This is a genomic window from Bradyrhizobium sp. CAR08 (genome assembly GCF_052871955.1).
This window is the reverse complement of the sequence record NZ_JBIXJX010000002.1, coordinates 481838-506914: the sequence shown is the minus strand read 5'-3', so window position 1 is coordinate 506914 and position 25077 is coordinate 481838. Positions and strand designations below refer to the sequence as shown.

The following is a 25077-nucleotide window of genomic DNA, read 5'->3' as shown; positions in this document are numbered from 1 at the left end:
GGGCTTAGTACGGCGGCGCCTTGCGCGCCCGCTGCGCCTTGGCCGCCTCGATCCACCATACGAGATCGTCGGCGAAGCGCGGGAACGAGCGTTCCAGCGCCTTGCCGCCCTCGCCGATCGGTTCACCCGCTTCCGACAGCGTCTGTGCGATCGGGCCGACGCCGATGGTGCTCGACACCACCACCATGCCCATCTCCGACAACGTGCCATGCCAGGCGGTCGAGGCACGCGCGCCGGACAGGCGGCCGGCCGAGTAGCTCACGATCGCGGCTGGGCGCCAGAACCACTCCTCGAGGAAGTGGTCGGTAAGATTCTTCAGGCCCGGCTGGATGCCCCAATTGTATTCGCCGGTGACGAAGACGAAACCATCGGCGCCGCGGATCTCTCCGGCGAGCTTCTCCAGCGCCTCGGGTGCGGAGCCCTTGGGGTATTCCTTGTACATGCGATCGAGCATCGGCAGGCCGATCGCCTTGGCGTCGATAAACACGACGTCGTCGCCGCGGGCGCGCAGGCGATCGATGACGAAATTCGCCAGGCGTATGCCCATGCGGTCGGAACGGTAGGAACCGTAGAGGACGAGAATGCGATTGCTCATGGGCAGCAGTCTAGCACGGATCATCAGGCCGGCCCTCAACGTTTTGACGCGCTAAGTTCGCCGTCCGGATTCAAGCGTTTGCGACGGTGTCTCGCCGAACTGGTCGCGATAGCTTCTGGAGAAGTCGCCGAGATGCCAGAAGCCGAACGCCAGCGCGACGGCCTTGACACTATCGGCACCCGCGAGCAGCCGCTGACGCACCAGCCACAGCCGCCGCAGGCGCAAGTAGCGGTGCAGGCTCATTCCACGATAGCGGCGGGCGACGTCGTGCATGGTGCGAACGGACAAGCCGAGTTTGCGCGCGATCTCGTCGCTGTAGATGGGCAGCGAGAGGTCGTCGGAAAGCAGCGCGCGGATGTCCTGAAAGACTTTGAAGTTGCGCTCGTCATTGGGGCGCAGGGTCCATCGCGCGGGAACGATACTTTCGAAAATTGCGTCCACAGCGCCGAGCAGGGTCTCCTTCATGCCGGCCGCCTTCAGCGGCAAGTCGGGCGAGGCGACGGGCTCCGACGCGGCTTCCAAGACTTCCCGGACCACACCGCGAAGCCGGCTCAAGCCCGCAGCGGTCGTTTCGAAGATGTTGAAGCAGAGGGTTGCTTGTGGCCAGCCGCGATCCGTCACCTCCGGCCTGAACACCACCGAGGCGATTTGCCGCTGCACCTCCTCGATGATGGTGTAAGCCGCGCCGCCGCTGCCGATGACGATAACGGATCGTATACGCCGCGCGCCGTTGAATCGAACGGTCACGTCCAAATCGTCCATCGTGAATCCGATCGCGGTACAATTCTCGACGAGCTGTGCGTCGACGACCCGCGGAAATGCCCGCGTCAAATTCACGTCGCAGCCGGGTAGCGACAGAATACTCTGCTCGGCCGAAATCCTCCGTACAAAAGGCGTGAACTCGAAGTCGAGCCCTCGTATGGCGTTTCGAAATTCATCGACGTCGGTGAAGCGAAATACCTTTGGCGCCAGCGTCGGCGGATCATCACTTCTATTCATGGCAATGTGAACTTCGCGTCGCAACACACGCGTCCGGCGACGATGCCGGCCCGCTTCTGCGCTCCGTGTGCCTTAAGTCTGAAAGAATCACTTCGAACTATGCCGACCAGTTGGCGAGCGTCGAAGTCCAAGGACAAGGCGGCGCATCAAATCTCGCCAATTTTCGATAGCGTTTTCCGTGTAGCCAGCGGTGCAGATATACCTAGACGAGCAAAATCCAAACTTCAAATTAACGTCTGTCGGGCGGAATAGGTGCAGTTCGATAGTCCAAATTAATTTTAGGTCAGGCCCCTGCCATGATGGCAAATTCGCCTGCTGATATTCTTGCTGAATTGGAAGAGGTGGTCGCAACCTACCCACCGCACCGTTGCGCACGCATTCTCGCCGGCATGGTGCAGTTGCTCACTGGCAGCCGCGGCCAGTGCCGGGAATTGCTCGTCAACGTGGTCGACGGTGTTCTGCTGCGATTGACGGAACGGGTCGAGGCCAGCGCACTGGTTCAGCTCAGCACGGCGCTCGCGGAACTTGACATCGCGCCTCCCGAAACATTGTGGCGTCTCGCCTCGCACGATAGTCCGGACGTGGCATGTCCTGTGTTGCTCAAGTCGCGTGCACTTTCCGCAGCCGATCTCGAGGCTGTCATTGACTCCCGTGGCGAGTGGCATCGACGCGCGATCGCCGCGCGCAGCGACATCGCGCCGACGGTGACTGAGGCGCTGATCAAGCACGGCGGCCTGATCTGCCTTGACCTGATCAAGAACCAGGGAACGAAATTCTCCGACGCAGCCTATGCAGCGCTAATTGCCAAGGCCGACCAGGACGGCGAGATCGCGAAGGCGCTGGTGCTCCGGCCCGGCACGCCCGATCTGGTCGTGCGCAAGCTGCTCTCCGCCCCACCAGCCCGGAAGGCACCCGCCCCGTCCGCCGCAGCGCCGGTGCCGGAAGCGGAGCCGGCTCCGCCAAAGCGGCCTTGCCGGGCCGACTACGCGGGCGCGAGGCCCGAGATCGTCGCCCTCAACCGCATCGGCAAGCTCAACGATTCCACGGTGAACCGCTTTGCGATCCGCGGCGAGACGGCCAATTTATTCACGGCGCTCTCGGTGCTTTCAGGGGCGCCGCTCGAAATTATCGAGCATGTCGCGAGCGATGACGATTGCGAGGGGCTGGTCATGGCGTGCCGGGCGTCGCGGCTAAACTGGCAGACCACCCTTACCATCCTGAGCAACCGCAGCGGAAAAAGGCTCTCCTATTCCGAGCGCGAGCGCGCGCAACGGATCTTCGAGACGCTGCTTCTGTCCACCAGCCAATGGACAGTGCGATGGGGGCAAATAGTAGCAAACGCCAGCACAGGCGACCCGGGAAATGGCAGCCCGAAGATGGGGGTTAGCCGATGAAGTTCGACGGTCGCAAAGCGATGCGCGTAAAAATGGATCACAAGCAGCCTGTCAATCTAATGGGCTCGGACGGCACTTGGCGGCGCAGTTGCGTTTTGCTCGACATATCGCAAAGCGGTGCAAAGATCGAGGTCGAGGGCACGCTCGACGTGCTCCAGGCCAAGGAATTCTTCCTGCTGCTGTCCTCGACGGGGCTCGCCTACCGGCGCTGCGAACTGGTCTGGATCGACGGCACCACGGCCGGCGTGCACTTCGTCACCGCAGACGGCAAGAAGAAACCGGCAGCCGCTGTGCAGGCTGCCGCTCAGAGCAAATAGGCCCAAGGATTCATCAGCCCGATCCAACTCCAGCATGATTCAGGTCAACCTTGCAGAACGCGCGAACTATATCCCGCCCCGTCAAAGGCGACGGCGGCATCCGAGAGAAGGAAGCGGCACGCCCATTCGTGCATGTGCTGGCTGACTCCTCGGAAAAATTGTCGAGCGTCTGTTCGATTCTCGAGCAACGGTTTGCCGTCGCAGGCGAACGGCTCGACGCAGAAGCCAAGCTGTCCCAGATGCCGTTCGCGATCGTCATCCGTGCGGAATTGCGTGACGTCCACACCATCGCGGCCATCAAGAAACGAGCCATAAAGTTCGCAAAGGCAACGAAGCGCATCTTCCTGGTCGAGCACCCCTCTCACGTGAGTATCTCGCAGGCCTACGCGCTCGGGGCCACGCTCGTCCTTCCCGGGACGATCGACAAGATCAAGCTGCTGGCAGCGCTGGCTGATTCCGCCGAAGAGGCGTCTGCTTCCTCAGGTCAGGAGCCGCAGCAGGACAATGCCGTCGAGGCCGCGGCGACGGCGATCGCGTCGATGTTCACGGCCGTCGCGCTCGGCGAGCCCATCGATGTCGACGGCACGAAGGAAGCCGGCCGCAAGATCGCTGATCGCATCACCCAGCATGGCTTGTCCGAGTGGCTCACCACTGTGCGGCGCCACCACGAGGGAACCTACCAGCACTGCCTGCTCGTGACCGGCGTTGCGATCGACTTCGGGCTGAGTCTCGGTGTGGGCCGCGCCGATCTCGAGCGGCTGTATTCGGCGGCCATGTTCCACGACCTCGGCAAGGCCCGGATCCCGCTTGCCATCCTCGACAAGCCCGGCCGTCTCGATCCGGCCGAACGTGCCATGATCGAGACTCACCCGATTGCGGGTTACGATTTCCTGAAAGACCACGACAATATCTCACCGGAGATCCTCGATGCCGTGCGGCATCATCACGAATTTCTTGACGGCAGCGGCTATCCGGATGCACTCGGGGCCGAGAGTATTGGCGACATCGTGCGGATTCTCACGATCTCGGACATCTTCGCGGCCCTGATCGAGTATCGGCACTACAAGCCGACGCTGCCACGCAGCGAAGCCTATGACATCCTATGCGGGATGAGCGGAAAGTTGGAGAAGGCGCTGCTGACCGCGTTCAGGCAGGTCGCTCTCACGAGGTAAGCGCAGCAACCCGTCTCGACCCCAGTCTAGTGCGCGGCGCGATGTCTGGTGCGGCGCGGAACGGTCCGGCAGGCGAGCCCTTCGGCCAGCAGCTTCATGTCCTCATGCCGGCCGCTGCGGATCAGCCGGCCGAACTCTTCGGGTGTGAAAGGAAGACTTGGATCATCATCGATCGGACGCCGCACTCGCGGGCCGAAGAACCGTCGAACCAGGCTAGCGAGCCGCCGCATGTCAATTCCCTCGCGCCAGCATCAAACCTTTCAGTCCGCACATTGTTCCTCCTGCACGATCGAGATTGCAAGAGGCCGCCAAGCGGTCCGCACCAAAAATTTCGGCGAGAGAATAATCTCCTCTGCCCGCACTACTCGGCGAATCCGACGTAGCGCACGAAATCGTCGTTGCCCTCGCGATCGGAGCGCACCGCGTTCGCGGCAAAGTTGTCGTCAGGATAGCCCATCGCGACGCAGGTCATGATCACCTCGTCCTCCGGAATGTTTGCGACCTCGCGCACGATGTCAGAGCGCATGATGCCCTGCCCGTTGATCACCGAACCGAGACCGCGGTCCCAGGCCGCGAGCACGATGCCGTAGCAGAGCGCGCCCAGGTCGAAATGGCAGACCGCGCCGGGATCGAGCACGCGGTCATAGGTCAAGACCAGCGACACCGGCGCATCGAACTGGCGGAAGCCGCGCAGCACCCAGTCCTGCCGCATCGGCTTGTCGTCGCGCGCGATCCCCATCGCGCCGAACAGTTTCTTGGCGACGTCGACTTGCCGGGTCCGGTGCACGCCCTGATACTCGCCGTGACTGACGATGTCGCGCTTCACCTTGGCGCCGCCAACCATCTCCTCCATGTTGCGTCGGCGCAGCCGTTCCAGCGGACCGCCCGTGAGCACGTGGACGTGCCAGGGCTGGGTGTTCATCGACGAGGGCGCACGCTTGGCGCTGTCGATGATCGCTTCGATCACCGCGCGCGGCACCGGCTCGTTCCTGAAGCCGCGCACGCTGCGGCGCGACTGGACCAGCGTTTCGAATTCCACCTCAAGACCTCCCTGCCCGTTCATCCCCTGGCGCGCCAACACGCGAGCGGTTGCCGATGCGGCGCGCAATATCTATGCTAACCCGCAAGCAAGACCAAGAACCCTGTGAGGATCCCATGAAAGCCAACATGGCTGCACCGCTCGATCCCGTCATCGCCCAGATCATTCCGCTGCTGCCAATGCGCGATGCCACGACGATGACGCCACAGAGCGCCCGCGATTCCTTGCGTGCACTGGCTGCCTCACGCGCGGCCATAGCGCCACCACCGGTCGACATCATCGCGGATATCAAGGTGAAAGGCGGCGCCGGTCCGCTGGATGCACGGGTCTACCGCGTCGGCACCACGCCGGCGCCGACCGTGGTGTTCTTCCATGGTGGCGGCTGGGTCGCGGGCGACCTCGAGACCCACGACCGGCAGGCACGCAACCTTGCGATCGAGACGGGCGCGGTCGTCGTCTCCGTCGATTATCGCCGTCCGCCCGAAACGCGTTTTCCCGGCGCGTTCGAGGACGCCTTTGCCGCGGTCAGCGACGTGTTTGGCCGCGTCGCGGAATTTGGCGGCGATGCAAAACGCTTCGGCGTTGCCGGCGACAGCGCCGGCGGCAATCTCGCCGCCACCACCGCGATCGCCTGCCGCGACGCCGGCATCAAGCTCGCGGCGCAACTCCTGGTCTACCCCGTGACCGACGTCCTCGGGAGTTATGCGGACGCGCGCGAGAACGCACGCTTCCCCTCGCGCGCCGAGAATGCCGAAGGCTACTTCCTCTCGCGCGCCGTGATGGAGTGGTTTTGCGGTCATTATCTCGCCGATCCCTCTCATGCGACCGACTGGCGCGTTTCACCGCTGCGCGCGGCTTCGCTCGCCGGCGTCGCGCCCGCGATCGTCACCACCGCCTGGTTCGATCCCCTGCGCGACGAAGGTGCAGCCTACGCACGGGCGCTGGAGGCAGCCGGTGTGCCGGTGAAGCATCATGAAGGCCCCGGCCTGATCCACGGCTATTTCGGCCTCGGCGACGCCTCCGAGGTGGCGCGAGCCGAAGCGCAGCGCGCACGCGCGGACTTCAAGGCGCTTCTCGCGCGCGGCGCCTGAGGGCGATATCCGGAGCGGCAGGATCGACCGCCGCGCCGGCCGGCGTTCAGGACTTGGCAGCGGGCACCTCGAAGAAGCCCGTCGCCTGAACGAGGCGGCCATCGTCGCCGAAACGGCCGAAGCTCTCGCCCGTGACGAACACGCGACCGGCGCCGTCATACATCGTCCAGCGAAAAAGCCCTTGATCATGGTGCTCGAGGAAGCTGTCATTCCTGAAATGCGCGCCAGGAAACTTGAGCTGGGTTTGACCGATGCGCGCCATCAAGGCGTCGCGTCCCTCAACCTGCGAGCCCGGATCGGTATACACGCAGTCCGCGACCACGCTTTGCTCGAGCAGCCGACGCCGCTCGTCCTCATCGATGGGTCCCCACGCCGCCTGATAGGTGTTCCAGGTCTTCAGTCGCGCTTCATCGTTCATCTCGCAGAACCTCTCGTGGCTTCATGCCGCTTTCGGTCATATTGACAATTATTGATACTTTGTCAATATGACCCGACGTTCAGTTCCGACGCTTGTGAGGCTCATGGCTCGTTCCAGCATTTCGAAAGAAGAGCTCGCCGTCGAGGCTGCGACGGAGGTCTTCTCCCGCTACGGCCATGCCCGCACGACGATGGGCGACATCGCCGCCAGGGCGGGAATGTCGCGGCCGGCGCTGTATTTGCTCTTCCCCGACAAGGACGCCGTGTTCGCGGCGGTGATCCAGCGAATGGACGAGCAGAAGCATCGGGAGATCAGGGCCGCAATCGCGCGCCTCGACGGCCTTCACGCCAGGCTGCTCCACGCCTGTAAATCCTGGGGATCGCATGGCTTCGACCTGATCGAGGCGCATCCCGATTCGGCAGATCTGTTCGACCTCCGTTTCCCCGCAGTTCGGAAGGTCTACGACAACTTCCAGTGTTTGGTCGCCGACCTCATCCGCGATCAGGTGAATGCCGCCGGGATAGCGGTCGAGCCGGAGGTGCTGGCGCGATGCCTGGTGTTCGGCATGCGGGGACTGCGCGAAACCGCCAGGAACGGCAAGGAGATGCGGCGGCTGATCGCCGTTCAGGTCACCACGCTCGTCAGAAGCATCAATGACGGCACTTGAGCTTCGAAGAGCCGCCTACCGCGCCTTCCCCGCCCGCTGCGCGTCGGTGTGCCCCCAAGTTTGGTCCCAATCCTGACCGGCGGCATCGACGACGCGGCCGTCGGCTTCGAAGAACTTGTTCGGCACCTGGAAGATCGCCAGGATCAGGGCGCCCTCCGGGCACCAGGCGGCATGCCGGCTGCCCGCCTCGCGCCAGATGAATTCGCCGGCCTTGCAGGTAATCCCCTTGGCCGGTCCCTCGTTGTCGACGAGAGCGCCCTCGATGACATAACTCTGCTCGACGCCGACATGCTCGTGATCGGGCAGCACCGATCCCGGCGCAAAGCGCATCAAGGCCGTCATCAGACCGCTGCTGCGATCGAACAGCAGCGTCTTGGCCTCGCAGCCGGGAAAGCGCGTCTTCTGCCATTCCATCTCTTGCGGCCGAACCAGGTGAGAATGCCGGTCAGAAGCGGCATCCGGCATGTTCGCAATCAGGGTCTCCATTACGATGCTCCCTTTCGGCTAAACTCGCCTGAAGCTAGCAAGATCGCCCGTCCCGGTCAGCGAGCAGTGCAGCAGGCGTCGGCCCTTTCGTACCCGCGGTCGGAAATCGCCAGCAAGACCGGGCGGCAGGCGCTCATCCAGCTTGATTGCGCCACGATTTCCGGCTCCAATCCGCGTGCCATTTCTGGTTTAGGGAGACAATCATGATGAAGCGGATTTTCCTGGCTGCGATCGTTGCCACGTTCGCAGCGGGTTCGGCCCTCGCGGAGGACACCTGCGAAAGCAAGGCGGTCGGCAAGGACGGCAAGGCCCTGGCTGGCGCCGCCAAGACCTCGTTCATGAAGAAGTGCAAAGCCGAAGCCTGCGCGCCCAAGGCCGTCAGCGCCGAGGGCAAGCCGCTCGCCGGCGCCGCCAAGAACAGCTTTATGAAGAAGTGCGAGATGGGCGCGTAAGGCGCCGCAAATTCGCTGCTGCTTTAGCGAGCAATCGCCAGACGAACTGCCACATGGCCGGGCTTGTCCCGGCCATTCGCGTGTGTGTTTCCGTGTGCCGGCTTCCAGACCAAATCATCCGAAAGCAGCGTCGCCCTAGACAGGAGCTCTCGACTGACCGATCATGCGGTGCTGAGCGAAACGGGGCGCATCGACAAGGCTTTCTAGCAAAGGGAACGTCAAGATGTGGCAACCTCGAGTGCGTCATCACTTCATCGCGGCAATGAGCTTGCTCTTCGCGCTGCTCATCGGACTTGAAGCCGCGAACGCGCGGGGCCCGGGACTGCCCAATGTCATGGTGCTCGCAACCGGCGGCACGATCGCCGGCAGCGGGGCGAGCAGCACCACCGTGGTCGGCTACACCGCCGCCACGGTGGGCATTGAGACGCTCCTGAATGCCGTCCCCGAACTGAAAACGGTGGCTAACGTCAAGGGCGAGCAGGTTTTCCAGATCGCCAGCGAGAACATGAACAATGACTACTGGCTCAAGCTTGCCAAGCGCGTCAACACGCTGCTCGCGCAGGACGACGTCGATGGCATTGTGATCACGCACGGGACCGATACGATCGAAGAAACCAGTTATTTTCTGGACCTCGTCGTCAAGAGCAAGAAACCTGTCGTCGTCGTCGGCGCGATGCGGCCGTCGACGGCGATCAGCGCGGATGGGCCGATCAACCTCTTCAATGCGGTGATCCTCGCAGGCAGTGACGAGGCCGTCGGCAAGGGCGTGCTCGTTGCTCTCAACGATCAGATCAACGCGGCTCGCGATGTCACCAAGAACAACACCTCGACGGCGGACACCTTCCGTACCCCGGAACTCGGCTTTCTCGGCTACATGCAGGGCAACAAGCCGTACTTCTATCGTCAATCGACGCGCCGGCACACGGCGGACTCCGAATTCGACGTCTCCAGCCTCGATGTCCTGCCGCAAGTCGACATCGTGTACGGCTACGCCAACATGAACCGGGTCGCGATCGACGCGTTTGTCGCCGCCGGGGCCAAGGGGATCGTGCATGCCGGCGTCGGTGACGGCAGCCTGGCTCGCCCCGCGGTCGAGCCGGCCCTCGACGAGGCCCGCAAGAAGGGTGTCGTGATCGTGCGCAGCAGCCGGGTCGGCAACGGCATCGTCGCGCGCAACGGCGAGGCCAAGGACGACGAGCATGACTTCGTCGTCTCGGATACGCTCAATCCTCAAAAGGCGCGTATTCTGCTGATGCTGGCGCTGACCAAGACGACCGACACCAAGGAAATCCAGCGGATGTTCTATACGTACTAGAGCATTCGACGCGCGGTCGCTCCACGAACTCGTCATGCCCGGGCTTGTCCCGGGCATCCACGTTCTTGTTTCGTGCAGCCATGGTCGTGGATGGCCGGGACAAGCCCGGCCATGACGGCGACCCAGTGGTCAATCCCGCTTGAAACGATAATCAAAGGCGGCGCCGAGCGGCCTGATCAGCCCGACCGTCGGCGCCGGAAAATGAATCGGCAGGATCAGCGTGTCGGTGTCGGCGACGGAAGCAAAAAACTTTCGCCGCGACACCGCCGACTGCTTCGCATCCCAATCCGGCTTGGCCGACCAGTCCGGCTCGCGGCACTGGATCTGATGATGCATGAGGTCGCCGGCGACCACCGCGCGGCGCCCCTTCGAAAAGATGTTCACGCAGCAATGGCAGGGCGAATGCCCCGGCGTCGGCGTCAGCGTGACGGTGTCGTCGAGCGCGTAATCGTCATCGACCAGCAGCGCTTGGCCTGCCTCGACGATCGGCAGGCAATTGTCGCGAAACACGGTGCCGGGCGGGTTGCGGCCCTTGGCATGCTCGGCCTCCCAGGCCGCATATTCACCCTTGTGGAAGACGTATTTCGCATTCGGAAACGTCGGCACCCAACGGCCATCGCCCAAGGTCGTGTTCCAGCCGGTGTGGTCGATATGAAGATGCGTGCAGAACACGTAGTCGATCTGCTCGAAGCCGATGCCGAGCGCGAACAGCTCGTTGCGCCAGCGCTCCTTGCCGGGAAAATCGAACGGCGGCGGATGGCCCTTGTCCTCGCCGGTGCAGGTGTCGACCAGGATGGTATAGCGCGGCGTGCGCACCACGAAGGTCTGATAGGTGATGACCATCATGCCGCGCGCGGCATCGAACACCTCCGGCTCCATGGTCGGCAGATGGTGCCTGAACACACCCTCGTCATAAGCCGGGAAAAAATCCTGCGGCCGCCGCCACGGTCCCTCCCGCTCGATCACCGCATCGATGGTGATGTCGCCGATCCGCAGCTGCTTCATGGCTATTTCGCTCCGCTTTTTTGAAACAGCGTAGCGAGAGCCCCTGAAACGTGCAAGCAAGCGAATGGATTGCAAATCTCTCGATCTGGTTGTAGCCCGGATGGAGCGAAGCGTAATCCGGGAAGGTGCTCGCGTGGTTCGCTATCGGCGCAATCTTCTCCCTGGTGGGACCTTCTTTTTCACCGTGACGCTGGATGATCGAAGATCATCCGTGTTGGTCGATCATGTGGACAAGCTGCGCCACGCATTCCGGGTGGCGCGCGCTGAAAGGCCATTCACGATCGAAGCAATCGTGGTCCTCCCTGATCATCTGCACGTCATCATGACGCTGCCGGACAATGACGCTGATTTTTCCGGCCGATGGCGGCGGATCAAGAGCTCCTTCACGCATCAACTGGCTGTTTCAGGTGCCCCCATCTCCCGCAATCGTCGGGGGGAGTTCTCTCTGTGGCAAAGGCGGTTTTGGGAGCACACGATTCGTGACGACGCCGATTTCGAACGCTGCGCCGACTACATCCACTTTAACCCGGCCAAGCACGGGTATGTCTCTTCGCCGGCAGACTGGCCGCATTCATCGCTTCACCGCTACGTCCGCGAAGGCGTGCTTCCGCCCGATTGGGGAGGAGCTGGAGAGATAGTTGGTAGCTTCGGCGAACGCGAAGACTGACCCGGATTACGCTTACGCTCCATCCGGGCTACCGCCGATCACTACGACCGCAATCCCGGCGCTTCCTGCCCAGTGCGCGCGACATATTCGGTGTAGCCGCCGCCGAACTGGTGGATGCCTTCGGGCGTCAGCTCCAGCACGCGGTTCGACAGGACGCTGAGAAAATGCCGGTCATGCGAGACGAACAGCATGGTGCCCTCGAAATCCGACAGCGCCTTAATCAGCATCTCCTTGGTGGCGAGGTCGAGATGGTTGGTCGGCTCGTCCAGCACCAGGAAGTTCGGGGGATCGAACAGCATCTTCGCCATCACCAGGCGCGCCTTCTCGCCGCCCGAGAGCACGCGGCAGCGCTTCTCGACGTCGTCGCCGGAGAAGCCGAAGCAGCCGGCGAGCGCGCGCAGGGAGCCCTGCCCCGCGGTCGGAAACGCATATTCGAGTGACTCGAACACCGTCTGCTCGCCGTCGAGCAAATCCATCGCGTGCTGCGCGAAATAGCCCATTTTGACGCTGCCGCCGACTGCAACGCTGCCCTCGTCCGGCTCGCTCGCACCGGCGACGAGCTTGAGTAGCGTCGATTTGCCGGCGCCGTTGACGCCCATCACGCACCAGCGCTCCCTGCGGCGGATCATGAAATCGAGCCCGTCATAGATCCGCTTGCTGCCGTAGCCCTTGAAGACCTTTTTGAGCGCAACGACGTCCTCGCCCGAGCGCGGCGCCGGTGGGAAGTCGAACGCCACCGTCTGGCGGCGGCGCGGCGGCTCCACCCGCTCGATCTTGTCGAGCTTCTTCACCCGGCTCTGAACCTGCGCCGCATGAGATGCGCGCGCCTTGAACCGCTCGATGAATTTGATCTCCTTGGCGAGCATGGCCTGCTGGCGCTCGAACTGCGCCTGTTGCTGCTTCTCGCTCAACGCCCGCTGCTGCTCGTAGAATTCGTAATTGCCGGCGTAGGTCGTAAGCGAGCCGGAATCGATCTCGACCACTTTCGAGATCACGCGGTTGATAAACTCGCGGTCGTGCGAGGTCATCAGCAGCGTGCCTTCGTAGTCGTGCAAGAACTTTTCCAGCCAGATCAGGCTTTCCAGATCAAGATGGTTGCTGGGTTCGTCGAGCAGCATGACGTCGGGACGCATCAGGAGAATTCGCGCCAGCGCCACGCGCATCTTCCAGCCGCCGGAGAGTTTTCCGACGTCGCCGTCCATCATTTCCTGACTGAAGCCGAGGCCGGACAGCGCCTCGCGCGCACGGCCGTCGAGCGCGTAGCCGTCGAGCTCCTCGAACGCGTGCTGCACCTCGCCGTACCGCGCGATGATCTCGTCCATCTGGTCGGCCTTGTCGGGATCGGCCATCGCGGTCTCGAGCTCGCGCAGCTCGGCGGCCACCGCACTCACCGGTCCCGCCCCGTCCATGACCTCGGCCACGGCGCTGCGGCCGGCCATCTCGCCGACATCCTGGTTGAAATAGCCGATGGTGATGCCGCGATCGGTCGAGACCTGCCCCTCATCGGGCAGTTCCTCGCCGGCGATCATCCGGAACAGCGTGGTCTTGCCCGCGCCGTTCGGGCCGACGAGCCCGATCTTCTCGCCCTTGTTGAGGGCGGCGGACGCTTCGATGAACAGGATCTGGTGGCCGGCTTGCTTGCTGACGTTGTCGAGGCGGATCATGAGGTCTTTTTGGGGGATTGTTGCGTTGCAGCGTCATAGGCCATGCAGGCCGCCAGGGGAAGCCCGGCCGAGCCCGTGTTGTCTGCTCGGAGAGACCTTGGCCGCACGCCGAAGTTGCTGCCTGTGGCTGAAATGACGCACGCCGCCAGCAATGGCCTCGGCTGCGAACAACGGTTCATTGTTCCAGGGGTTCCACTCCGATAGCGTCGCCATGTCGTGCCGCCAATGGCCTGGCAGTCAACAAGACGTCAGGTGGGCAAGTGTCGGGATTTCGGCGGATTTCAACCAAGCGGGCAGCGTGGCTGGCTTCGACTGCCTTGGCGGCGACGCTGGCCGGTACGGCGGCGGCGCAGGCCGCAGATTCGACCTGGTCGACCAGCCCAGGCACGGGCGACTTCAACACCGCCGCCAATTGGAGCCCGGCCGTGGTGCCAACTGGCACCGCGTTCTTTGGCACCTCCAGCACGACGGCAGTTTCATTCTCGGCCGACGCCAGCTTCGGCGGCTGGACCTTCAACAGCGGCGCGTCGACTTACCACTTCACCAATAGCCGGTCTCTTTCCTTCATCGACGCTGGTATCAATGCCCAGGGCGGCCAAGCCTTTATACGCAACGACACAAATGCTCTGAATTTCTACAACAGCAGCACGGCCGGCGCAGGAGTTGCTCCTGCAACTCAATTTGACATCCAGAACGGCGGCAGCGTCAACTTTTACGACACCAGCACGGCCGGTAATTCCCGCATTAGCTTAGGCGGCGGTGGCGCTGCCAACAGGATCTATTTCAACAATTCTAGCACGGCCGGGAACGCGCAAATCAACGCCTTCAGCGGCAGCCCCGCTGTGGTGTTCAAGGACACCAGCTCAGCCGGCACTGCAAGGATCTTGGTGAACAGCACCGCCACGTTCAGCAACGCGAGCAGCGCCGGCAGCGCCGCATTCAACGGCAGTGGCGTTCTGCAATTCTTCAATAACAGCACAGCCAGCAGCGCCGATGTCACCCTGCAATTGGTCCAGTTTTTCGACACGAGCAGTGGCGGCAATGCAACTCTGAGGACTTTTGCGGGCGGTGTCGTTGATTTCTCGACCCTAACATCCGCGGGGACGACTGCCGGCTCGATCAGTGGCACGGGCACGTTCAACTTTGGCACGAAAACGATCACGGTTGGCGGCAACAACCAGTCGACCACAGTTGCTGGTACGATCGAAGGAATCGGCGGTGCGCTGGTCAAGACCGGCACCGGCATGCTGACGCTGTCGGGCACAAACACCTACGCTGGCGGCACCACGATTTCCGCAGGAACCTTGCAGATCGGCGATGGCGGCACCACCGGCTCGGTCCTCGGCAACATCACCAACAACGCGGCGCTAATTTTCAACCGCTCGGATGCGGTCACCTTTGGCAGCGCCATCGGCGGCAGCGGATTGGTCTCCAAGCAGGGCACCGGCACGCTGACACTGTCGGGCACCAACACCTACACCGGCGGCACGACTGTCAACGCAGGCGAGCTTGTGGTGAACGGCTCGATCGCATCGTCGGTGCTGACCGCCGTCAGCAGCGGCGCCACGCTGTCGGGCGTCGGCACCGTCGGCAATACGGTTATCAACACCGGCGGCACCCTGGCGGCGGGCAACGGCGCCGCAGGCACGTCGCTGAACGTAACCGGCAGTCTCGCCCTTCAGTCCGGCGCCATCTACATGGTGCAGATCAATCCGACGACTTCGAGCTTCATCGGCGTGACGGGTTCGGCCACGCTCGGCGGCGCCACGGTGAACGCGACCTACGCGAATGGCAGCTACGTCGCCAAGCAGTACACGATCCTCACAGCAGGCAGCGTCAGCGGCACCTTCGGATCGGTGGTCGAGACCAACCTGCCGACGAACTTCCATACGACGCTGAGCTATGATCCCACCCACGCCTATCTGAACCTGGTCCTGAACTTTGTCCCGCCAGGCGGCGGATTGAGCGGCAACCAGAACGGCGTCGGCAATGCCATCGTCGGCTACTTCAACACCAATGGCGGCATTCCGCTGGTCTATAGCGGGCTGACACCGGCCGGCCTGACCCAGGCCTCGGGCGAGACCGCGACGGGGTCGCAGCAGACCACTTTCAACGCCATGACCCAGTTCATGAGCATCATGACCGATCCGTTCACGCCCGGACGCGGCGACGGCGTCAATGCGCCGGCTTATGCCGAGGACGATGCTGCCGCCTACGCCTCGTCAGGCAAGCCGCGCAGCAAGAACGAGCGGGACGCCTATGCCGCGATCTACAGCAAGGCGCCGCTGCGGAGCAATTACGATCCGCGCTGGAGCGTGTGGGCGGCCGGCTTCGGCGGCGCGCAAACCACCGATGGCAACCTCGCGGCAGGCTCCAACACCAGCACCAGCCGCATCTTCGGCATGGCGGCCGGTAGCGACTATATCCTTTCACCCAACACCGTCGCAGGCTTTGCGCTCGCCGGTGGCGGCAGCAGTTTCAACGTCGTCAATGGCGGCAGCGGTCGCTCCGACCTGTTCCAGGCCGGCGCCTTCGTGCGCCACAATGTTGGCGCTGCCTATGTCTCCGGCGCGCTGGCCTATGGCTGGCAGGACGTCACCACCGACCGCACCGTGACGATTGCCGGGGTCGATCGCTTGCGCGCGCAGTTCAATGCGAACGCCTATTCCGGTCGCCTCGAAGGCGGCTATCGCATCGTGACGCCGTGGATCGGCGGCATCGGCCTCACGCCCTATGCGGCCGGGCAGTTCACAACGTTCGACCTGCCTGCCTATGCCGAGTCCGTCGTCTCCGGCACCAACACCTTTGCGCTGGCCTATGGCTCCAAGAGCGTCACGGACAGCAGGAGCGAACTCGGCATCCGCGCCGACAAATCCTGGGCGATGCCGAACGCGATCCTCACCTTGCGCGGCCGTGCGGCCTGGGCGCACGACTTCAACCCGGATCACGCCATCAACTCCGCCTTCCAGGCGCTGCCCGGCGCCAGCTTCACCGTCAAGGGCGCAAGGCAGGCCAGCGAGTCCGCGCTGACGACGGCGTCCCTCGAAATGAAATGGATGAACGGCTGGTCTGCGGCAGGCACCTTCGAGGGCGAGTTCTCCGAGGTCACGCGCTCCTACGCCGGCAAGGGCGTGGTCAGATACGCCTGGTGAGAGGCGTCCTCCCAGAAGCTTACGGCTTGTAGACCTCGACCGTCTGCATCATGCCCATCTCCTCGTGGTTCATCATGTGGCAGTGGAGCATGTAGACACCGGTGAAATCGATAAAGCGCGAGCGGAACACGACCACGCCGCCCTTGCGCTCCACGATCACGGAATCCCGCCATTCCGGCACCGCCAGCGCCTTGCCGTTGGCCGAGATCACCTCGAACGGGTTGGTGTGGATGTGGAAGACGTGGTCGTCATGCTCATGCGTATTGACGATGGTCCACTCCTCGACCGCGCCCAGCTTGACCCGCTGATCGATGCGGCCGGGGTCGAACTTCTTGCCGTCGACGAAGAACTCGAATTCCTGCCAATGGCCGGCGGCATCGGCCTCCGGCGCGGTGGCCGACAGCACCACCTTGCGGCGGTTGGTGATCTCGGAGTCCTTGATAGTCGCGAGCGGCGCTGGTGGCAGGGCGCGCGGCAGTTGCATGTCCATCGGCGCGCCTGACACCACGACCCGCGCCAGAGGCCCCACCGGCGAAGGATGCCCCTGGTCGTAGGGCGCCGCGTTGAAGGCGTAGGTGCCGGGGCTGCCTGCTTTCACCAGAATATCGGCGCGCTGCCCCGGCGCGATCAGGACCTGCTTGAGCGGCTGCATGGCACCGAGCTGGATGCCGTCATAGGCGATCGCATGCAGATCGTGCTTTTCGAGGTCGAGCAGCATGTCGTCCTGATAGGCCGCGTTGAGGATGCGCCAACGCTGCACCTCGCCGGGCCGCATCTCGATCATTGGCCGGCGCTGGCCGTTGATGGCGAGAAAGCGCGTCGCAGTCTCGGGAAACAGCGTCTCGAAATTTTCGACCATGCCGTTGGCATCGTAGACCACCTGGGTCAGCACCATGAGGCGTTCGCGGGCTGTCGCGATCTCGGGGACGTCGGCGAAATCGCCCTCGATGACGATGGCGCCGACCATGCCGGAGGACATCTGGATGTCGGCGCTGCCGTGGTGATGCGGGTGATACCAGTAGGTGCCCCTGGTGTGGTCGGCCGGCAGGGCGATTTCGATGTTGTAGCTGCGGCCCGGCGCCATCGAGCGCATGACGTTGTCGGAAATCCCGCTCGGGCTGGTATGCGCGCCGTGGAAATGGAAATTGGTGTTGTTGAACTGGTGCGGATGGCTGATGTCGGCCGGCAATCCGTCGCGGTTCGGCGGCAGATCGTTGATCATCTTGATGCGCAGGGTTTCGCCGGGCTTCATGCGCAAGGTCGGGCCGGGGCTGCCGCCGTCATAGGATCTGACATAGAGCCGGACGCCGCCGATCTGGCGATAGGCGTAGCCGACCCGCAACGTCGTGCTCAGCACGCCATTGACGGACCGCCGCACCTCGGGCTCGACCAGCGCCTGGTCCATGGCAGGAACGGGCGTTTCAGCGACCATCCCCATGGTCGGCGACATGTCCGCGGTGTGGGACATGCCAGCATGGTCGTGCACGGCGTGCTGGGCGTTCGCGGCACCTGCGAACAGCGACAACGCGCCGGCTTTGAGACCGCAATCGAGCAACTGGCGGCGCGACAATGTCCTAGTCCCTGTCACGCTGGTGACTGAAGCTGCACCTTTCGAATCGTGCTGCATTTGCGTTTCGCCCCCTGTTGCCTGACGGTCTTCCGTTCGATTCGATTTTAAAGCAAGCTCGAAACCGCAATTCGAGCCGTAAGCGTATCACATTCATTGGTTGTAAACCTCCTCGCCCGTTCTATCGTCAATGAATCGTAACGGATTCGGCGCTCGCGCTGGTCCGTGGCCTGCGTACATCGAATGCTGCCAGCATCCCGATGTTCTCGAAACTCTGTCCAAGGATCTGATCATGACGCCTTCGCGACGTGAGTTCGTGAAGTGGTTATCGGCGGGAGGCATCTCGGTCAGCCTGTCACATCTGGCGTCCGCGGCGGGCGTTCCCTTCGCAGCGCACGAAACGCTGCCTGGACGCGGCAAGTTCAATCCCGCGACAACGGGCGCCGGCCGTGTCGACGGCGTCGCCAAGGTCACCGGTGCGAAGCTTTACGCGTCCGACTTCCGCGCCAACGACCTGCCGGGCTGGCCGCAAGCCACCTCGCACGCCATCCTGGTCCGCGCCAATGACGCCACGCATGTCTATACCGGGCTGGACCTCGGCCGCCTCGGCGGCGCGCTCAAGCCGTCGGTGGTGGTGACAGCCGCCGATCTCGATCGGATCGGGACGCAGGTGCCGGAATTCTATGCGGGCGACCTGTTCTGTCCGATCGGCAAGACGCCGCTTTATCTCGGGCAGCCGGTCGCGCTTTTGATCTTCGAAAAGTTCGATGCCTTCGACCAGGCGCGTCTCGCGCTGCGCGACGGCACGTTCGTCCAATTCGGCGAGGAGACCGGGCCTGTCGTGGTGCCCGATTACGGGGCCTTCCGCTTCACCCGCGTGGCAGGTCCCTCGCCTGACCAACCGGACGTCTATTCGCCGCTCCAAGCCGGCTGGGTCTCGCCCAAGAAGGTGCAGAGCGCGGCGCTGCCGGTGTGGTCGCCGCTCGCGAAGGACACGCCGGCGGATTACGCCAAGGCGGCGAAATATGGCGAGCAGATCCGCGCCGAGCTTGCAGCGGATGACCCATCCATGCTGGTGCTCGACCGCGAGTTCGAGACGCAATCGGTCGACCCGATGTTCCTGGAGCCGGAATGCGGGCTCGCCTGGTACGACGGCAAGGGCGGCAATCTCGAACTGCTGCTTGGCGTCCAGTCGCCCTACGAGGCGGCGGAGTCGATCGCGCATCTGTTCGGCAAGGCCCGTGCGCCCTACAAGCCGGCGCACATCAACGCGCAGTTCGCCCATGTCGGTGGCGGCTTTGGTGGCCGCGATCACACGCCTTTCATTCTCTATGTTGCGCTCGCGGCGGTCTGCTTTCCCGGCAAGCCGGTGCGGCTGGCGCATGACCGCTACCAGCAATTTCAGGCCGGCATCAAGCGCCACGCGATCAAGATGCGCTCGCGCATCGGCATCGATCGCGCGACCGGCAAGATCAAGGGGTTCGCCGCCGATCACGTGCTCGACGGCGGCGGGCTCGCCCATTTCTCGGCCAGCGTCGCCGTCGTCGCGGCCACCGGCGCGATCGGCATCTACGACATTCCGAAGGTCGACGTCAGAACCGTCGCGGTGCACTCGCGTGGCGTGAGCGCGGGCTCGATGCGCGGCTACGGCATCCTGCAAGCCATGACGGCGCTGGAGGTCCTGATCGACGAAGCCGCCTCCGAGCTCAAGCGCGATCCGATTGAATTCCGGCGGCGTAACGCTCTGCCGCAGAACGGTCGGACCATGACGGGCAATCCCTACATCGTCTCGGTGCGCACACCCGAAATCCTCGACAAACTCGAGAAGCACCCGATCTGGCAGCAGCGGGCACAGTTCAAGCAGACCTCGTCGGATCGACTGGTCGGCACAGGCGTCGCCTGCGTGACGAAAGACTATGGCTCCGGCGCGGACGGCTCGCTCGGCCGTGTCGAGCTCGCCCCTGACGGCAGGATCGTTATCTATTGCGATCATGTCGAGATGGGCAACGGCATCGGGACGGCGCTGGCCAACCGGGTCGCCGGCCATCTCGGCGCCATCGCCGACGAGGTCTCGGTCGCCCGCGTCGACAGCTATGACGTGCTCGGGCTGGTCACGTCAGGCGATCCCTCAACCATGGACCAGAAGACCCAGGATGCCGCGGAGAAAAACCCGCGCTGGGTGCCTGCTATCAGCTCGCCAACGAGCTCCTCGATCGGCGCCCATGTCGGCACGCATTCCGCCGCGGAAGCCGCTCGCGTGATTTTCCGCTTCGGCCTGTGGCCCGCGGCGCTTGAGCTGTGGCGCGTCGCAAAGACCGATCGGCGCGCGGGGCAATGGGACGCCGCAAGCTGGCAGAACGGCCAGCTCACCATGCCCGGCCTCGAACCGCTGGCGCTGCCGGTACTGGCCGCAACAGCTCACGCGCGCGGCTTCGTCACCGGTGCGGTTGCGCACAGCTTCTCGCGCTGGGCGTGGTCGCGGGCACGCTTCCCGGTGTCCGGCGAGCAATACCGCGCCGAGATCGATGCGCTGGCGATCCGCAAAGGCAACGGCAAGTTCGAGCGGATCAACCGCACCAGCGTCAAGTTTCCGCCGACCGACAACAACCGGATTGGCACAGCCTACACCTCGATGTGCGGCACGGTCGTCCGCGTCGAGATCGAGCGCGCAACCGGGAGCTTGCGCATCGCCAAGGCCTACAGTGTGTTCGAATGCGGCACCGCGCTCGTGCCCGAGGTCGTGATGGGCCAGGCCCAGGGCGGCTTCGCCATGGGCGTCGGCTACGCGCTGCTCGAAACCCTCCCACCGTTCGAGGGCGGCCCCGGCAACGGCGAATGGAATCTCGGGCGCTATCTGGTCGCACGCGGCTCCGACCTGCCGCTCCGCGATCTCGAGATCGAGATGCTGAAGCCGCTAGTACCAGACGAAGCGCCGAAGGGCATGGCGGAGGTCGTGATGATCCCGATCGTGCCGGCGCTGATCAACGCCATCCACGACGCCACCGGCCATCGCTTCCGTGCGTTGCCGGTCACCGCAAGCCTATTGAAGGGAGTGCTCGCGTGACGACCCTCAGCCTCACCATCAACGGCCAGAAGCACGGCCCGATGGACGTCCGCGACGATCTCTCGATGAACGATTTTCTGCGCGAGATGCTGGGCATGACCGGCACCAAGTTCGGCTGCGGCGCCGCGCAATGCCTGAGCTGCGCCGTCATCATCGATGCGCCCGACGGCACCAGCACCACCAGCCCGACCTGCGTCGCGCCGGCCGTGAATTTCGACGGCAAGTCGATCCGCACCGTCGAGGGGCACGCGCGGGACGGCGAGCTCTCGACCCTGCAAAAGGCCTTCATCGAGCATTTCGCCTTTCAGTGCGGCTATTGCACCGCCGGCTTCCTCAATGAGGGCCAGGTCCTGCTGGAGCGCCTGTCGCGGACACCGGTCGCGCGCGAGGCGCTGGAGCAGACCATCGCGGATGCGCTCGACGGTCATCTCTGTCGCTGCACCGGCTACGTCAAATATCACGAGGCGGTGCGCGACGTGATCCTCGCCGACTCGAAGCGCTACCTCACGGCCACCAAGTGACGCGCATCATGATCTCCGACGTGCGGTTCAAGATGATTGCCGGGGTCGCCGCCCTCGCCGGCAGTTTCGGTGCAGGCTACGCGGCGTCGGAGACGGCAGGTCACGCCCTCGCCTCGCCCGAGAGCTTTGCCTCGATCGGCGACACAGAGAAGCGCTCGGCCGCAATCTTCACCGAGCTCGGCAAGGTGCTGACGCATCCGCGTTGCACCAATTGCCATCCGGCCGGCGACAGGCCGCACCAGGGCGACAATGCCCGCCTGCATCAGCCGCCGGTGACGCGCGGCGCTGACGGCCACGGGCTCGAGGCGATGCGCTGCAACACCTGCCACCAGAAGGCCAATTTCGAGCCCGGCCGCATACCCGGCCATCCCGAATGGCATCTCGCCCCGCGCGAGATGGCCTGGGAGGGCAAGACCGTCGGCGAGATCTGCGAGCAGATCAGGGATCCCGCGCGCAATGGCGGGCGCAAGGTGGAAGACCTGATCGACCATATCGGCAAGGACACCCTCGTCGGCTGGGCCTGGAAGCCCGGCTTCGGCCGCTCGCCCGTGCCGGGCACGCAACAGCAGGCCGGCGCGCTGGTCGAGGCCTGGGTGAAGACCGGAGCGGCCTGCCCGGCGCCGTGACGTCGAAGCGGTCCGTCCCGCGAACGGAGTTCAGTCGAACTTGTAGTTCACGCCGAGCGTCATCAAGTCATGGCACTGCTTGATCGTTTCCAACGGCACCGCTGCCACCCGAGGGGTTCACCACGCATATCGCACCACGCCCTTGCCGGCGTAGCTGCGCGTCACGCTGGAGAACTCGCCTTCGAATGTCGCGGCGGTCGACCAGCCGTTCATCCATCTGGTTTCGGCGGATGCCGTGACCAGCGCGGAGTCGGAAGCCTGCGCCGCGCCGTTGACGAAGAAGCTGGCGCCCGGCAGCGTCTGGAACGTCGCACCGATGCCGCGGTCGGGATTGAAATCATGCGCCCAGGCCACGCGGCCGCGCAGCGTCAGCATCGCGCTCTGCATGGCAAAGGATTTGTCGGCGCGGACGCCGAGTTCGCTGCGCGTGTCGGTCACGCTCCTGGAGCCGTGGGCCAGCGCAAAGGTGTTGGCGCCGGAGACGACACCTTCCGCATAGGCCGGCAGGTCGAAGGTGGTGAACTGGCCTGCCGCATACGGCGTGAAGCCAATCCCGCCGATCACGGGCACCACGAAGCGGTAGCCGCTCTCGACACGGCCGGACCAGGCATTGGCATTGAACTGCGCGCGCAGGCGATCGATGCCGGCAATCGTCACGGTGCGATCGGTGGTGACGTCCTGCCAGCCATGGGCGAGCGCGCCGGAGACATAAGCGGCGCCGATAGTGTGCCGGACGAAGGCGCCGGCCTGGAACAGGTCGGAGCGTCCGCCGCCGCCGTTGACCACGCTGAAATTGGTGCCGCCGCCGGCAAGTGCAAAGCCGACCAGCGTGTCGCGCGAGATGCGATAGTCGGCGCCGACAGCGGTGCCATAGAGGCTGCTGCTGGTGTTGTTCGAGCCGGCGATCGAGTTGCCGTCGGTCTTCTGCGAGCCGCCGAAGCCGGCCGCCCACACGCTCCAGCGCTGCTGGAACGGCACCGCAGCTGGTGCCTTGGTATAGATCGCCGCCAGCGCGTCGTTCGGGCTGCGCTTCCTCGCGGCATAGGCGAGCGCTTGCTCGTCGGCGTAACCGGTTGCGTTGCCGCCGGCGGTTGCACCGTCACCGCGCCCGGCGATGAACGGATCGGTCATCAGCCCCATGAACTGGTTCATCGCATTGAAGGTGGACTGCTGCGACCCGGTCGCGGTTTCGCCGGAGACCTGCGTCAGGGCGTTGGCGAGACCGGAGCCGGTCAGAGCGAACAGCGCGTTGAAGCCCGCCGGCATGTTGGCGCCGGCCAACAGCGCATTGTCGATTCCGGCCGCGACGTTCTTCTGGTTGATATTGGCGTTGGCGGGCAGGTTCGGCGACAGCAGGCCAGGATCGACCGTCAGAAAGACCTCGTTGCCGACATAACTCACCCGCGCATTGCGCGCGAAACTATTGCCGGCGAGAACGCCCGCCGTGTCGAAGGTGCCGTTGACGGTGCCCGCGATCATGATGGTGTAGGTGGTGGTTGCACTGATACGCGCCAGCGGATCGACCGCGACCCTGCCCGCAAGGTTGGCGCTGCCGGTCACAACCGTCATGTCGCTCGATGCGCCCGATATCTGCACCAGATAGGTCTATGCCGCCGTCATCGTCAGGCTGCCGCTCACCGTCAGCGTGCCGATCGAATTGCCCGGCGCCAGCGTACCGCCGTTGACGTTGGTGTTGCCGACGATGCCGCTGCCGCCGAGCGTGCCGCCGGTGTTCACGGTGACGCCGCTTGCCGAGGTGATATCGCCGTTGACCGCCAGCGTGCCGCCGTTCACGGTGGTCGCGCCGGTGTATGTGTTGATAGCGGACAGCGTCATCGTGCCGGTACCAACCTTGACGAGCGAGGCGCCGGTGCCGCCGACAGCGCCACCGTCTGCAATGACACCGGTGACGTTGGTGGAGAGGTTGTTGCCGCCGACCGTCAATTCGTTCTGACCAAGGCTGAAGAGCCCGGCGCCATTGATCGAGCCGGCGCTGAGCTTGTGATCATTGTTGGGCCCTGCCGAGTCGCTGAAATCCGTAACGCTCGAAGCGCCGTTGGTGATGGCGGCGTTGCCGCCCGTCGCGAAGTTAGCGAATTCCAGGCTGCCGTTGTTGATGATGGTGGCGCTGCCGCCTGTGCTGGTGTCAGCGAATTGCAGCCCGTTGTTGTTGATGATGGTGGCGCTGCCGGCGGTGCTGGCGTCCAGGAAGTCGAACCCGCCACCGTTGATAATGGCGGCGCTGCCGGCGGTGCTGGTGTTCGAGAACACCAATGACCCGGCACTGATAGCGATAGTTGCGTTGCCCGCCGTGCTGCTCATGGCAAATGTAAGGCCGTTGCTGCTGGCGATGATGGCGCTGCCGGCGGTGCTGGTGTCGCGGAATTGCAGTAGATTGCTATTGGTGATGCCGGCGCTGCCGGCCGTGCTGCTGTCGCGGAATTGCAGTACCCCGCTAGCGCTGATGGCTGCGCTGCCGGCCGTGCTGCTGTTGCGGAAAATGACGACGCTACCGGCTGCCCCGTTGATGGTGGCGCTGCCCGCCGAGCTGGTGCCGTTGAAGGCAACGGAGCCGCCGACGATGCTGGTGATGGCGGCGCTACCTGCCGAGCTGCCGTCGCTGAAAACGAGCGAGCCATTGCGGTTGATGATCGTGGCGCTGCCGGCCGTGCTGCTGTTAGCGAAACTGATGGTGCTGCTGAAGCTGTTGGTGATGGTGGCGCTGCCGGCCGTGCTGCTGTCGTTGAAACCGATCGTGATGCCGTTTGCAGTGTTAGTGATGGTGGCGCCGCCCGCCGAGCTGCTGCCGTTGAAAGCGATGGAGCTCCGGAAGCCGCTGTTGGTGATCGTGGCGCTGCCGCCCTGA

Annotated in this window: 24 protein-coding genes and 1 pseudogene; 13 read left to right on the top strand and 12 right to left on the bottom strand. The window is 64.1% G+C overall.

The window, feature by feature from the left end:
- Positions 1-4: 4 nt before the first annotated feature.
- The gene (locus ACIPUD_RS06155; protein WP_446480260.1) at positions 5-595 is read right to left on the bottom strand and encodes an NADPH-dependent FMN reductase; all 591 of its coding nucleotides are present in this window, start codon (positions 593-595) and stop codon (positions 5-7) included.
- 51 nt (positions 596-646) lie between these two features.
- Complete coding sequence (locus ACIPUD_RS06150) at positions 647-1594, bottom strand: helix-turn-helix domain-containing protein (RefSeq protein WP_446480259.1); 948 nt, start codon at positions 1592-1594, stop codon at positions 647-649.
- A gap of 296 nt (positions 1595-1890) precedes the next feature.
- On the opposite strand from ACIPUD_RS06150, the gene ACIPUD_RS06145 reads away from it, so the two are divergent.
- Genes ACIPUD_RS06145 through ACIPUD_RS06135 form a run of 3 tightly spaced genes read left to right on the top strand, consistent with a single transcriptional unit; the run spans position 1891 to position 4477 of the window.
- Complete coding sequence (locus ACIPUD_RS06145) at positions 1891-2988, top strand: DUF2336 domain-containing protein (protein WP_446480258.1); 1098 nt, start codon at positions 1891-1893, stop codon at positions 2986-2988.
- Positions 2985-3305: a PilZ domain-containing protein gene (locus tag ACIPUD_RS06140; RefSeq protein WP_085353016.1), complete on the top strand. Its 321-nt coding sequence runs from the start codon at positions 2985-2987 to the stop codon at positions 3303-3305. The genes ACIPUD_RS06145 and ACIPUD_RS06140 overlap by 4 nt, the downstream gene beginning before the upstream one ends.
- A 50-nt stretch (positions 3306-3355) precedes the next feature.
- Positions 3356-4477: an HD-GYP domain-containing protein gene (locus ACIPUD_RS06135; RefSeq protein ID WP_247394927.1), complete on the top strand. Its 1122-nt coding sequence runs from the start codon at positions 3356-3358 to the stop codon at positions 4475-4477.
- Positions 4478-4503: 26 nt separating this feature from the next.
- On the opposite strand, the gene ACIPUD_RS06130 is transcribed toward ACIPUD_RS06135, so the two are convergent.
- Both ACIPUD_RS06130 and ACIPUD_RS06125 read right to left on the bottom strand, forming a co-directional pair.
- Positions 4504-4707 (bottom strand): hypothetical protein, encoded by a 204-nt coding sequence (locus ACIPUD_RS06130; RefSeq protein WP_018456356.1) that lies wholly within the window; start codon positions 4705-4707, stop codon positions 4504-4506.
- A gap of 131 nt (positions 4708-4838) precedes the next feature.
- On the bottom strand, positions 4839-5516 hold the full coding sequence (locus ACIPUD_RS06125; RefSeq protein ID WP_446480257.1) for a nitroreductase: 678 nt from the start codon (positions 5514-5516) through the stop codon (positions 4839-4841).
- A gap of 128 nt (positions 5517-5644) precedes the next feature.
- Here ACIPUD_RS06125 and ACIPUD_RS06120 point away from each other — a divergent pair, with 128 nt between their 5' ends.
- Positions 5645-6607 carry an alpha/beta hydrolase gene (locus tag ACIPUD_RS06120; protein WP_026233151.1) on the top strand — a complete coding sequence of 321 codons (963 nt, stop codon included), beginning with the start codon at positions 5645-5647 and terminating at the stop codon, positions 6605-6607.
- 46 nt (positions 6608-6653) lie between these two features.
- Here the strand turns inward: ACIPUD_RS06120 and ACIPUD_RS06115 are convergent, their stop codons facing one another.
- A complete protein-coding gene (locus tag ACIPUD_RS06115; protein ID WP_018456353.1) occupies positions 6654-7025 on the bottom strand; it encodes a nuclear transport factor 2 family protein in 372 nt (123 codons plus the stop codon).
- Positions 7026-7128: 103 nt separating this feature from the next.
- On the opposite strand from ACIPUD_RS06115, the gene ACIPUD_RS06110 reads away from it, so the two are divergent.
- A complete protein-coding gene (locus ACIPUD_RS06110) occupies positions 7129-7692 on the top strand; it encodes a TetR/AcrR family transcriptional regulator (RefSeq protein ID WP_018456352.1) in 564 nt (187 codons plus the stop codon).
- Positions 7693-7707: 15 nt separating this feature from the next.
- On the opposite strand, the gene ACIPUD_RS06105 is transcribed toward ACIPUD_RS06110, so the two are convergent.
- Positions 7708-8178, bottom strand: coding sequence for a cupin domain-containing protein (locus tag ACIPUD_RS06105; RefSeq protein WP_018456351.1), 471 nt, complete (start codon positions 8176-8178; stop codon positions 7708-7710).
- A gap of 203 nt (positions 8179-8381) precedes the next feature.
- Here ACIPUD_RS06105 and ACIPUD_RS06100 point away from each other — a divergent pair, with 203 nt between their 5' ends.
- Together ACIPUD_RS06100 and ACIPUD_RS06095 are read left to right on the top strand one after the other, a co-directional pair.
- A complete protein-coding gene (locus ACIPUD_RS06100; RefSeq protein WP_018456350.1) occupies positions 8382-8630 on the top strand; it encodes a hypothetical protein in 249 nt (82 codons plus the stop codon).
- Between the two features lie 223 nt (positions 8631-8853).
- On the top strand, positions 8854-9945 hold the full coding sequence (locus ACIPUD_RS06095) for a type II asparaginase (RefSeq protein ID WP_275974687.1): 1092 nt from the start codon (positions 8854-8856) through the stop codon (positions 9943-9945).
- Between the two features lie 129 nt (positions 9946-10074).
- Here the strand turns inward: ACIPUD_RS06095 and ACIPUD_RS06090 are convergent, their stop codons facing one another.
- Positions 10075-10950, bottom strand: a complete 876-nt coding sequence (locus ACIPUD_RS06090) for an MBL fold metallo-hydrolase (RefSeq protein ID WP_368508159.1) — start codon at positions 10948-10950, stop codon at positions 10075-10077.
- A gap of 133 nt (positions 10951-11083) precedes the next feature.
- Here ACIPUD_RS06090 and ACIPUD_RS06085 point away from each other — a divergent pair, with 133 nt between their 5' ends.
- On the top strand, positions 11084-11617 hold the full coding sequence (locus tag ACIPUD_RS06085; protein WP_026233149.1) for an REP-associated tyrosine transposase: 534 nt from the start codon (positions 11084-11086) through the stop codon (positions 11615-11617).
- A 41-nt stretch (positions 11618-11658) separates the two neighbouring features.
- Here the strand turns inward: ACIPUD_RS06085 and ACIPUD_RS06080 are convergent, their stop codons facing one another.
- From ACIPUD_RS06080 to ACIPUD_RS06070, 3 genes are all read right to left on the bottom strand, one after another.
- A complete protein-coding gene (locus ACIPUD_RS06080) occupies positions 11659-13281 on the bottom strand; it encodes an ABC-F family ATP-binding cassette domain-containing protein (protein WP_446480256.1) in 1623 nt (540 codons plus the stop codon).
- Positions 13282-13456: 175 nt separating this feature from the next.
- Positions 13457-13798: a hypothetical protein gene (locus tag ACIPUD_RS06075; RefSeq protein WP_157642967.1), complete on the bottom strand. Its 342-nt coding sequence runs from the start codon at positions 13796-13798 to the stop codon at positions 13457-13459.
- 261 nt (positions 13799-14059) lie between these two features.
- On the bottom strand, positions 14060-14512 hold the full coding sequence (locus ACIPUD_RS06070; protein WP_247492615.1) for a hypothetical protein: 453 nt from the start codon (positions 14510-14512) through the stop codon (positions 14060-14062).
- 13 nt (positions 14513-14525) lie between these two features.
- On the opposite strand from ACIPUD_RS06070, the gene ACIPUD_RS06065 reads away from it, so the two are divergent.
- Positions 14526-16433 carry an autotransporter domain-containing protein gene (locus ACIPUD_RS06065; protein ID WP_446480255.1) on the top strand — a complete coding sequence of 636 codons (1908 nt, stop codon included), beginning with the start codon at positions 14526-14528 and terminating at the stop codon, positions 16431-16433.
- A gap of 19 nt (positions 16434-16452) precedes the next feature.
- Here the strand turns inward: ACIPUD_RS06065 and ACIPUD_RS06060 are convergent, their stop codons facing one another.
- Positions 16453-18003 carry a multicopper oxidase family protein gene (locus ACIPUD_RS06060; protein WP_446480254.1) on the bottom strand — a complete coding sequence of 517 codons (1551 nt, stop codon included), beginning with the start codon at positions 18001-18003 and terminating at the stop codon, positions 16453-16455.
- 289 nt (positions 18004-18292) lie between these two features.
- On the opposite strand from ACIPUD_RS06060, the gene ACIPUD_RS06055 reads away from it, so the two are divergent.
- The 3 genes from ACIPUD_RS06055 to ACIPUD_RS06045 are packed head-to-tail and all read left to right on the top strand — an operon-like array spanning position 18293 to position 22211.
- Positions 18293-21064, top strand: a complete 2772-nt coding sequence (locus ACIPUD_RS06055) for a xanthine dehydrogenase family protein molybdopterin-binding subunit (protein ID WP_446480253.1) — start codon at positions 18293-18295, stop codon at positions 21062-21064.
- Positions 21061-21585 carry a (2Fe-2S)-binding protein gene (locus ACIPUD_RS06050; RefSeq protein WP_446480252.1) on the top strand — a complete coding sequence of 175 codons (525 nt, stop codon included), beginning with the start codon at positions 21061-21063 and terminating at the stop codon, positions 21583-21585. Before ACIPUD_RS06055 ends, ACIPUD_RS06050 begins: the two co-directional genes overlap by 4 nt.
- A gap of 8 nt (positions 21586-21593) precedes the next feature.
- On the top strand, positions 21594-22211 hold the full coding sequence (locus ACIPUD_RS06045; RefSeq protein WP_446480325.1) for an Isoquinoline 1-oxidoreductase subunit: 618 nt from the start codon (positions 21594-21596) through the stop codon (positions 22209-22211).
- A 117-nt stretch (positions 22212-22328) separates the two neighbouring features.
- On the opposite strand, the pseudogene ACIPUD_RS06040 reads toward ACIPUD_RS06045, so the two are convergent.
- Positions 22329-24155: pseudogene (locus tag ACIPUD_RS06040) on the bottom strand (autotransporter domain-containing protein); the annotation flags it as partial.
- 313 nt (positions 24156-24468) lie between these two features.
- On the opposite strand from ACIPUD_RS06040, the gene ACIPUD_RS06035 reads away from it, so the two are divergent.
- On the top strand, positions 24469-25077 hold the full coding sequence (locus tag ACIPUD_RS06035; protein WP_247475719.1) for a hypothetical protein: 609 nt from the start codon (positions 24469-24471) through the stop codon (positions 25075-25077).

Bases quoted from the DNA above. Each gene is read 5' to 3' on its own strand.
- ACIPUD_RS06155 (WP_446480260.1), bottom strand. From the start codon at position 595: ATGAGCAATCGCATTCTCGTCCTCTACGGTTCCTACCGTTCCGACCGC.
- ACIPUD_RS06150 (WP_446480259.1), bottom strand. From the start codon at position 1,594: ATGAATAGAAGTGATGATCCGCCGACGCTGGCGCCAAAGGTATTTCGC.
- ACIPUD_RS06145 (WP_446480258.1), top strand. From the start codon at position 1,891: ATGATGGCAAATTCGCCTGCTGATATTCTTGCTGAATTGGAAGAGGTG.
- ACIPUD_RS06140 (WP_085353016.1), top strand. From the start codon at position 2,985: ATGAAGTTCGACGGTCGCAAAGCGATGCGCGTAAAAATGGATCACAAG.
- ACIPUD_RS06130 (WP_018456356.1), bottom strand. From the start codon at position 4,707: ATGCGGCGGCTCGCTAGCCTGGTTCGACGGTTCTTCGGCCCGCGAGTG.
- ACIPUD_RS06120 (WP_026233151.1), top strand. From the start codon at position 5,645: ATGGCTGCACCGCTCGATCCCGTCATCGCCCAGATCATTCCGCTGCTG.
- ACIPUD_RS06115 (WP_018456353.1), bottom strand. From the start codon at position 7,025: ATGAACGATGAAGCGCGACTGAAGACCTGGAACACCTATCAGGCGGCG.
- ACIPUD_RS06110 (WP_018456352.1), top strand. From the start codon at position 7,129: ATGGCTCGTTCCAGCATTTCGAAAGAAGAGCTCGCCGTCGAGGCTGCG.
- ACIPUD_RS06105 (WP_018456351.1), bottom strand. From the start codon at position 8,178: ATGGAGACCCTGATTGCGAACATGCCGGATGCCGCTTCTGACCGGCAT.
- ACIPUD_RS06100 (WP_018456350.1), top strand. From the start codon at position 8,382: ATGATGAAGCGGATTTTCCTGGCTGCGATCGTTGCCACGTTCGCAGCG.
- ACIPUD_RS06095 (WP_275974687.1), top strand. From the start codon at position 8,854: ATGTGGCAACCTCGAGTGCGTCATCACTTCATCGCGGCAATGAGCTTG.
- ACIPUD_RS06090 (WP_368508159.1), bottom strand. From the start codon at position 10,950: ATGAAGCAGCTGCGGATCGGCGACATCACCATCGATGCGGTGATCGAG.
- ACIPUD_RS06080 (WP_446480256.1), bottom strand. From the start codon at position 13,281: ATGATCCGCCTCGACAACGTCAGCAAGCAAGCCGGCCACCAGATCCTG.
- ACIPUD_RS06065 (WP_446480255.1), top strand. From the start codon at position 14,526: ATGCTGACGCTGTCGGGCACAAACACCTACGCTGGCGGCACCACGATT.
- ACIPUD_RS06055 (WP_446480253.1), top strand. From the start codon at position 18,293: ATGACGCCTTCGCGACGTGAGTTCGTGAAGTGGTTATCGGCGGGAGGC.
- ACIPUD_RS06045 (WP_446480325.1), top strand. From the start codon at position 21,594: ATGATCTCCGACGTGCGGTTCAAGATGATTGCCGGGGTCGCCGCCCTC.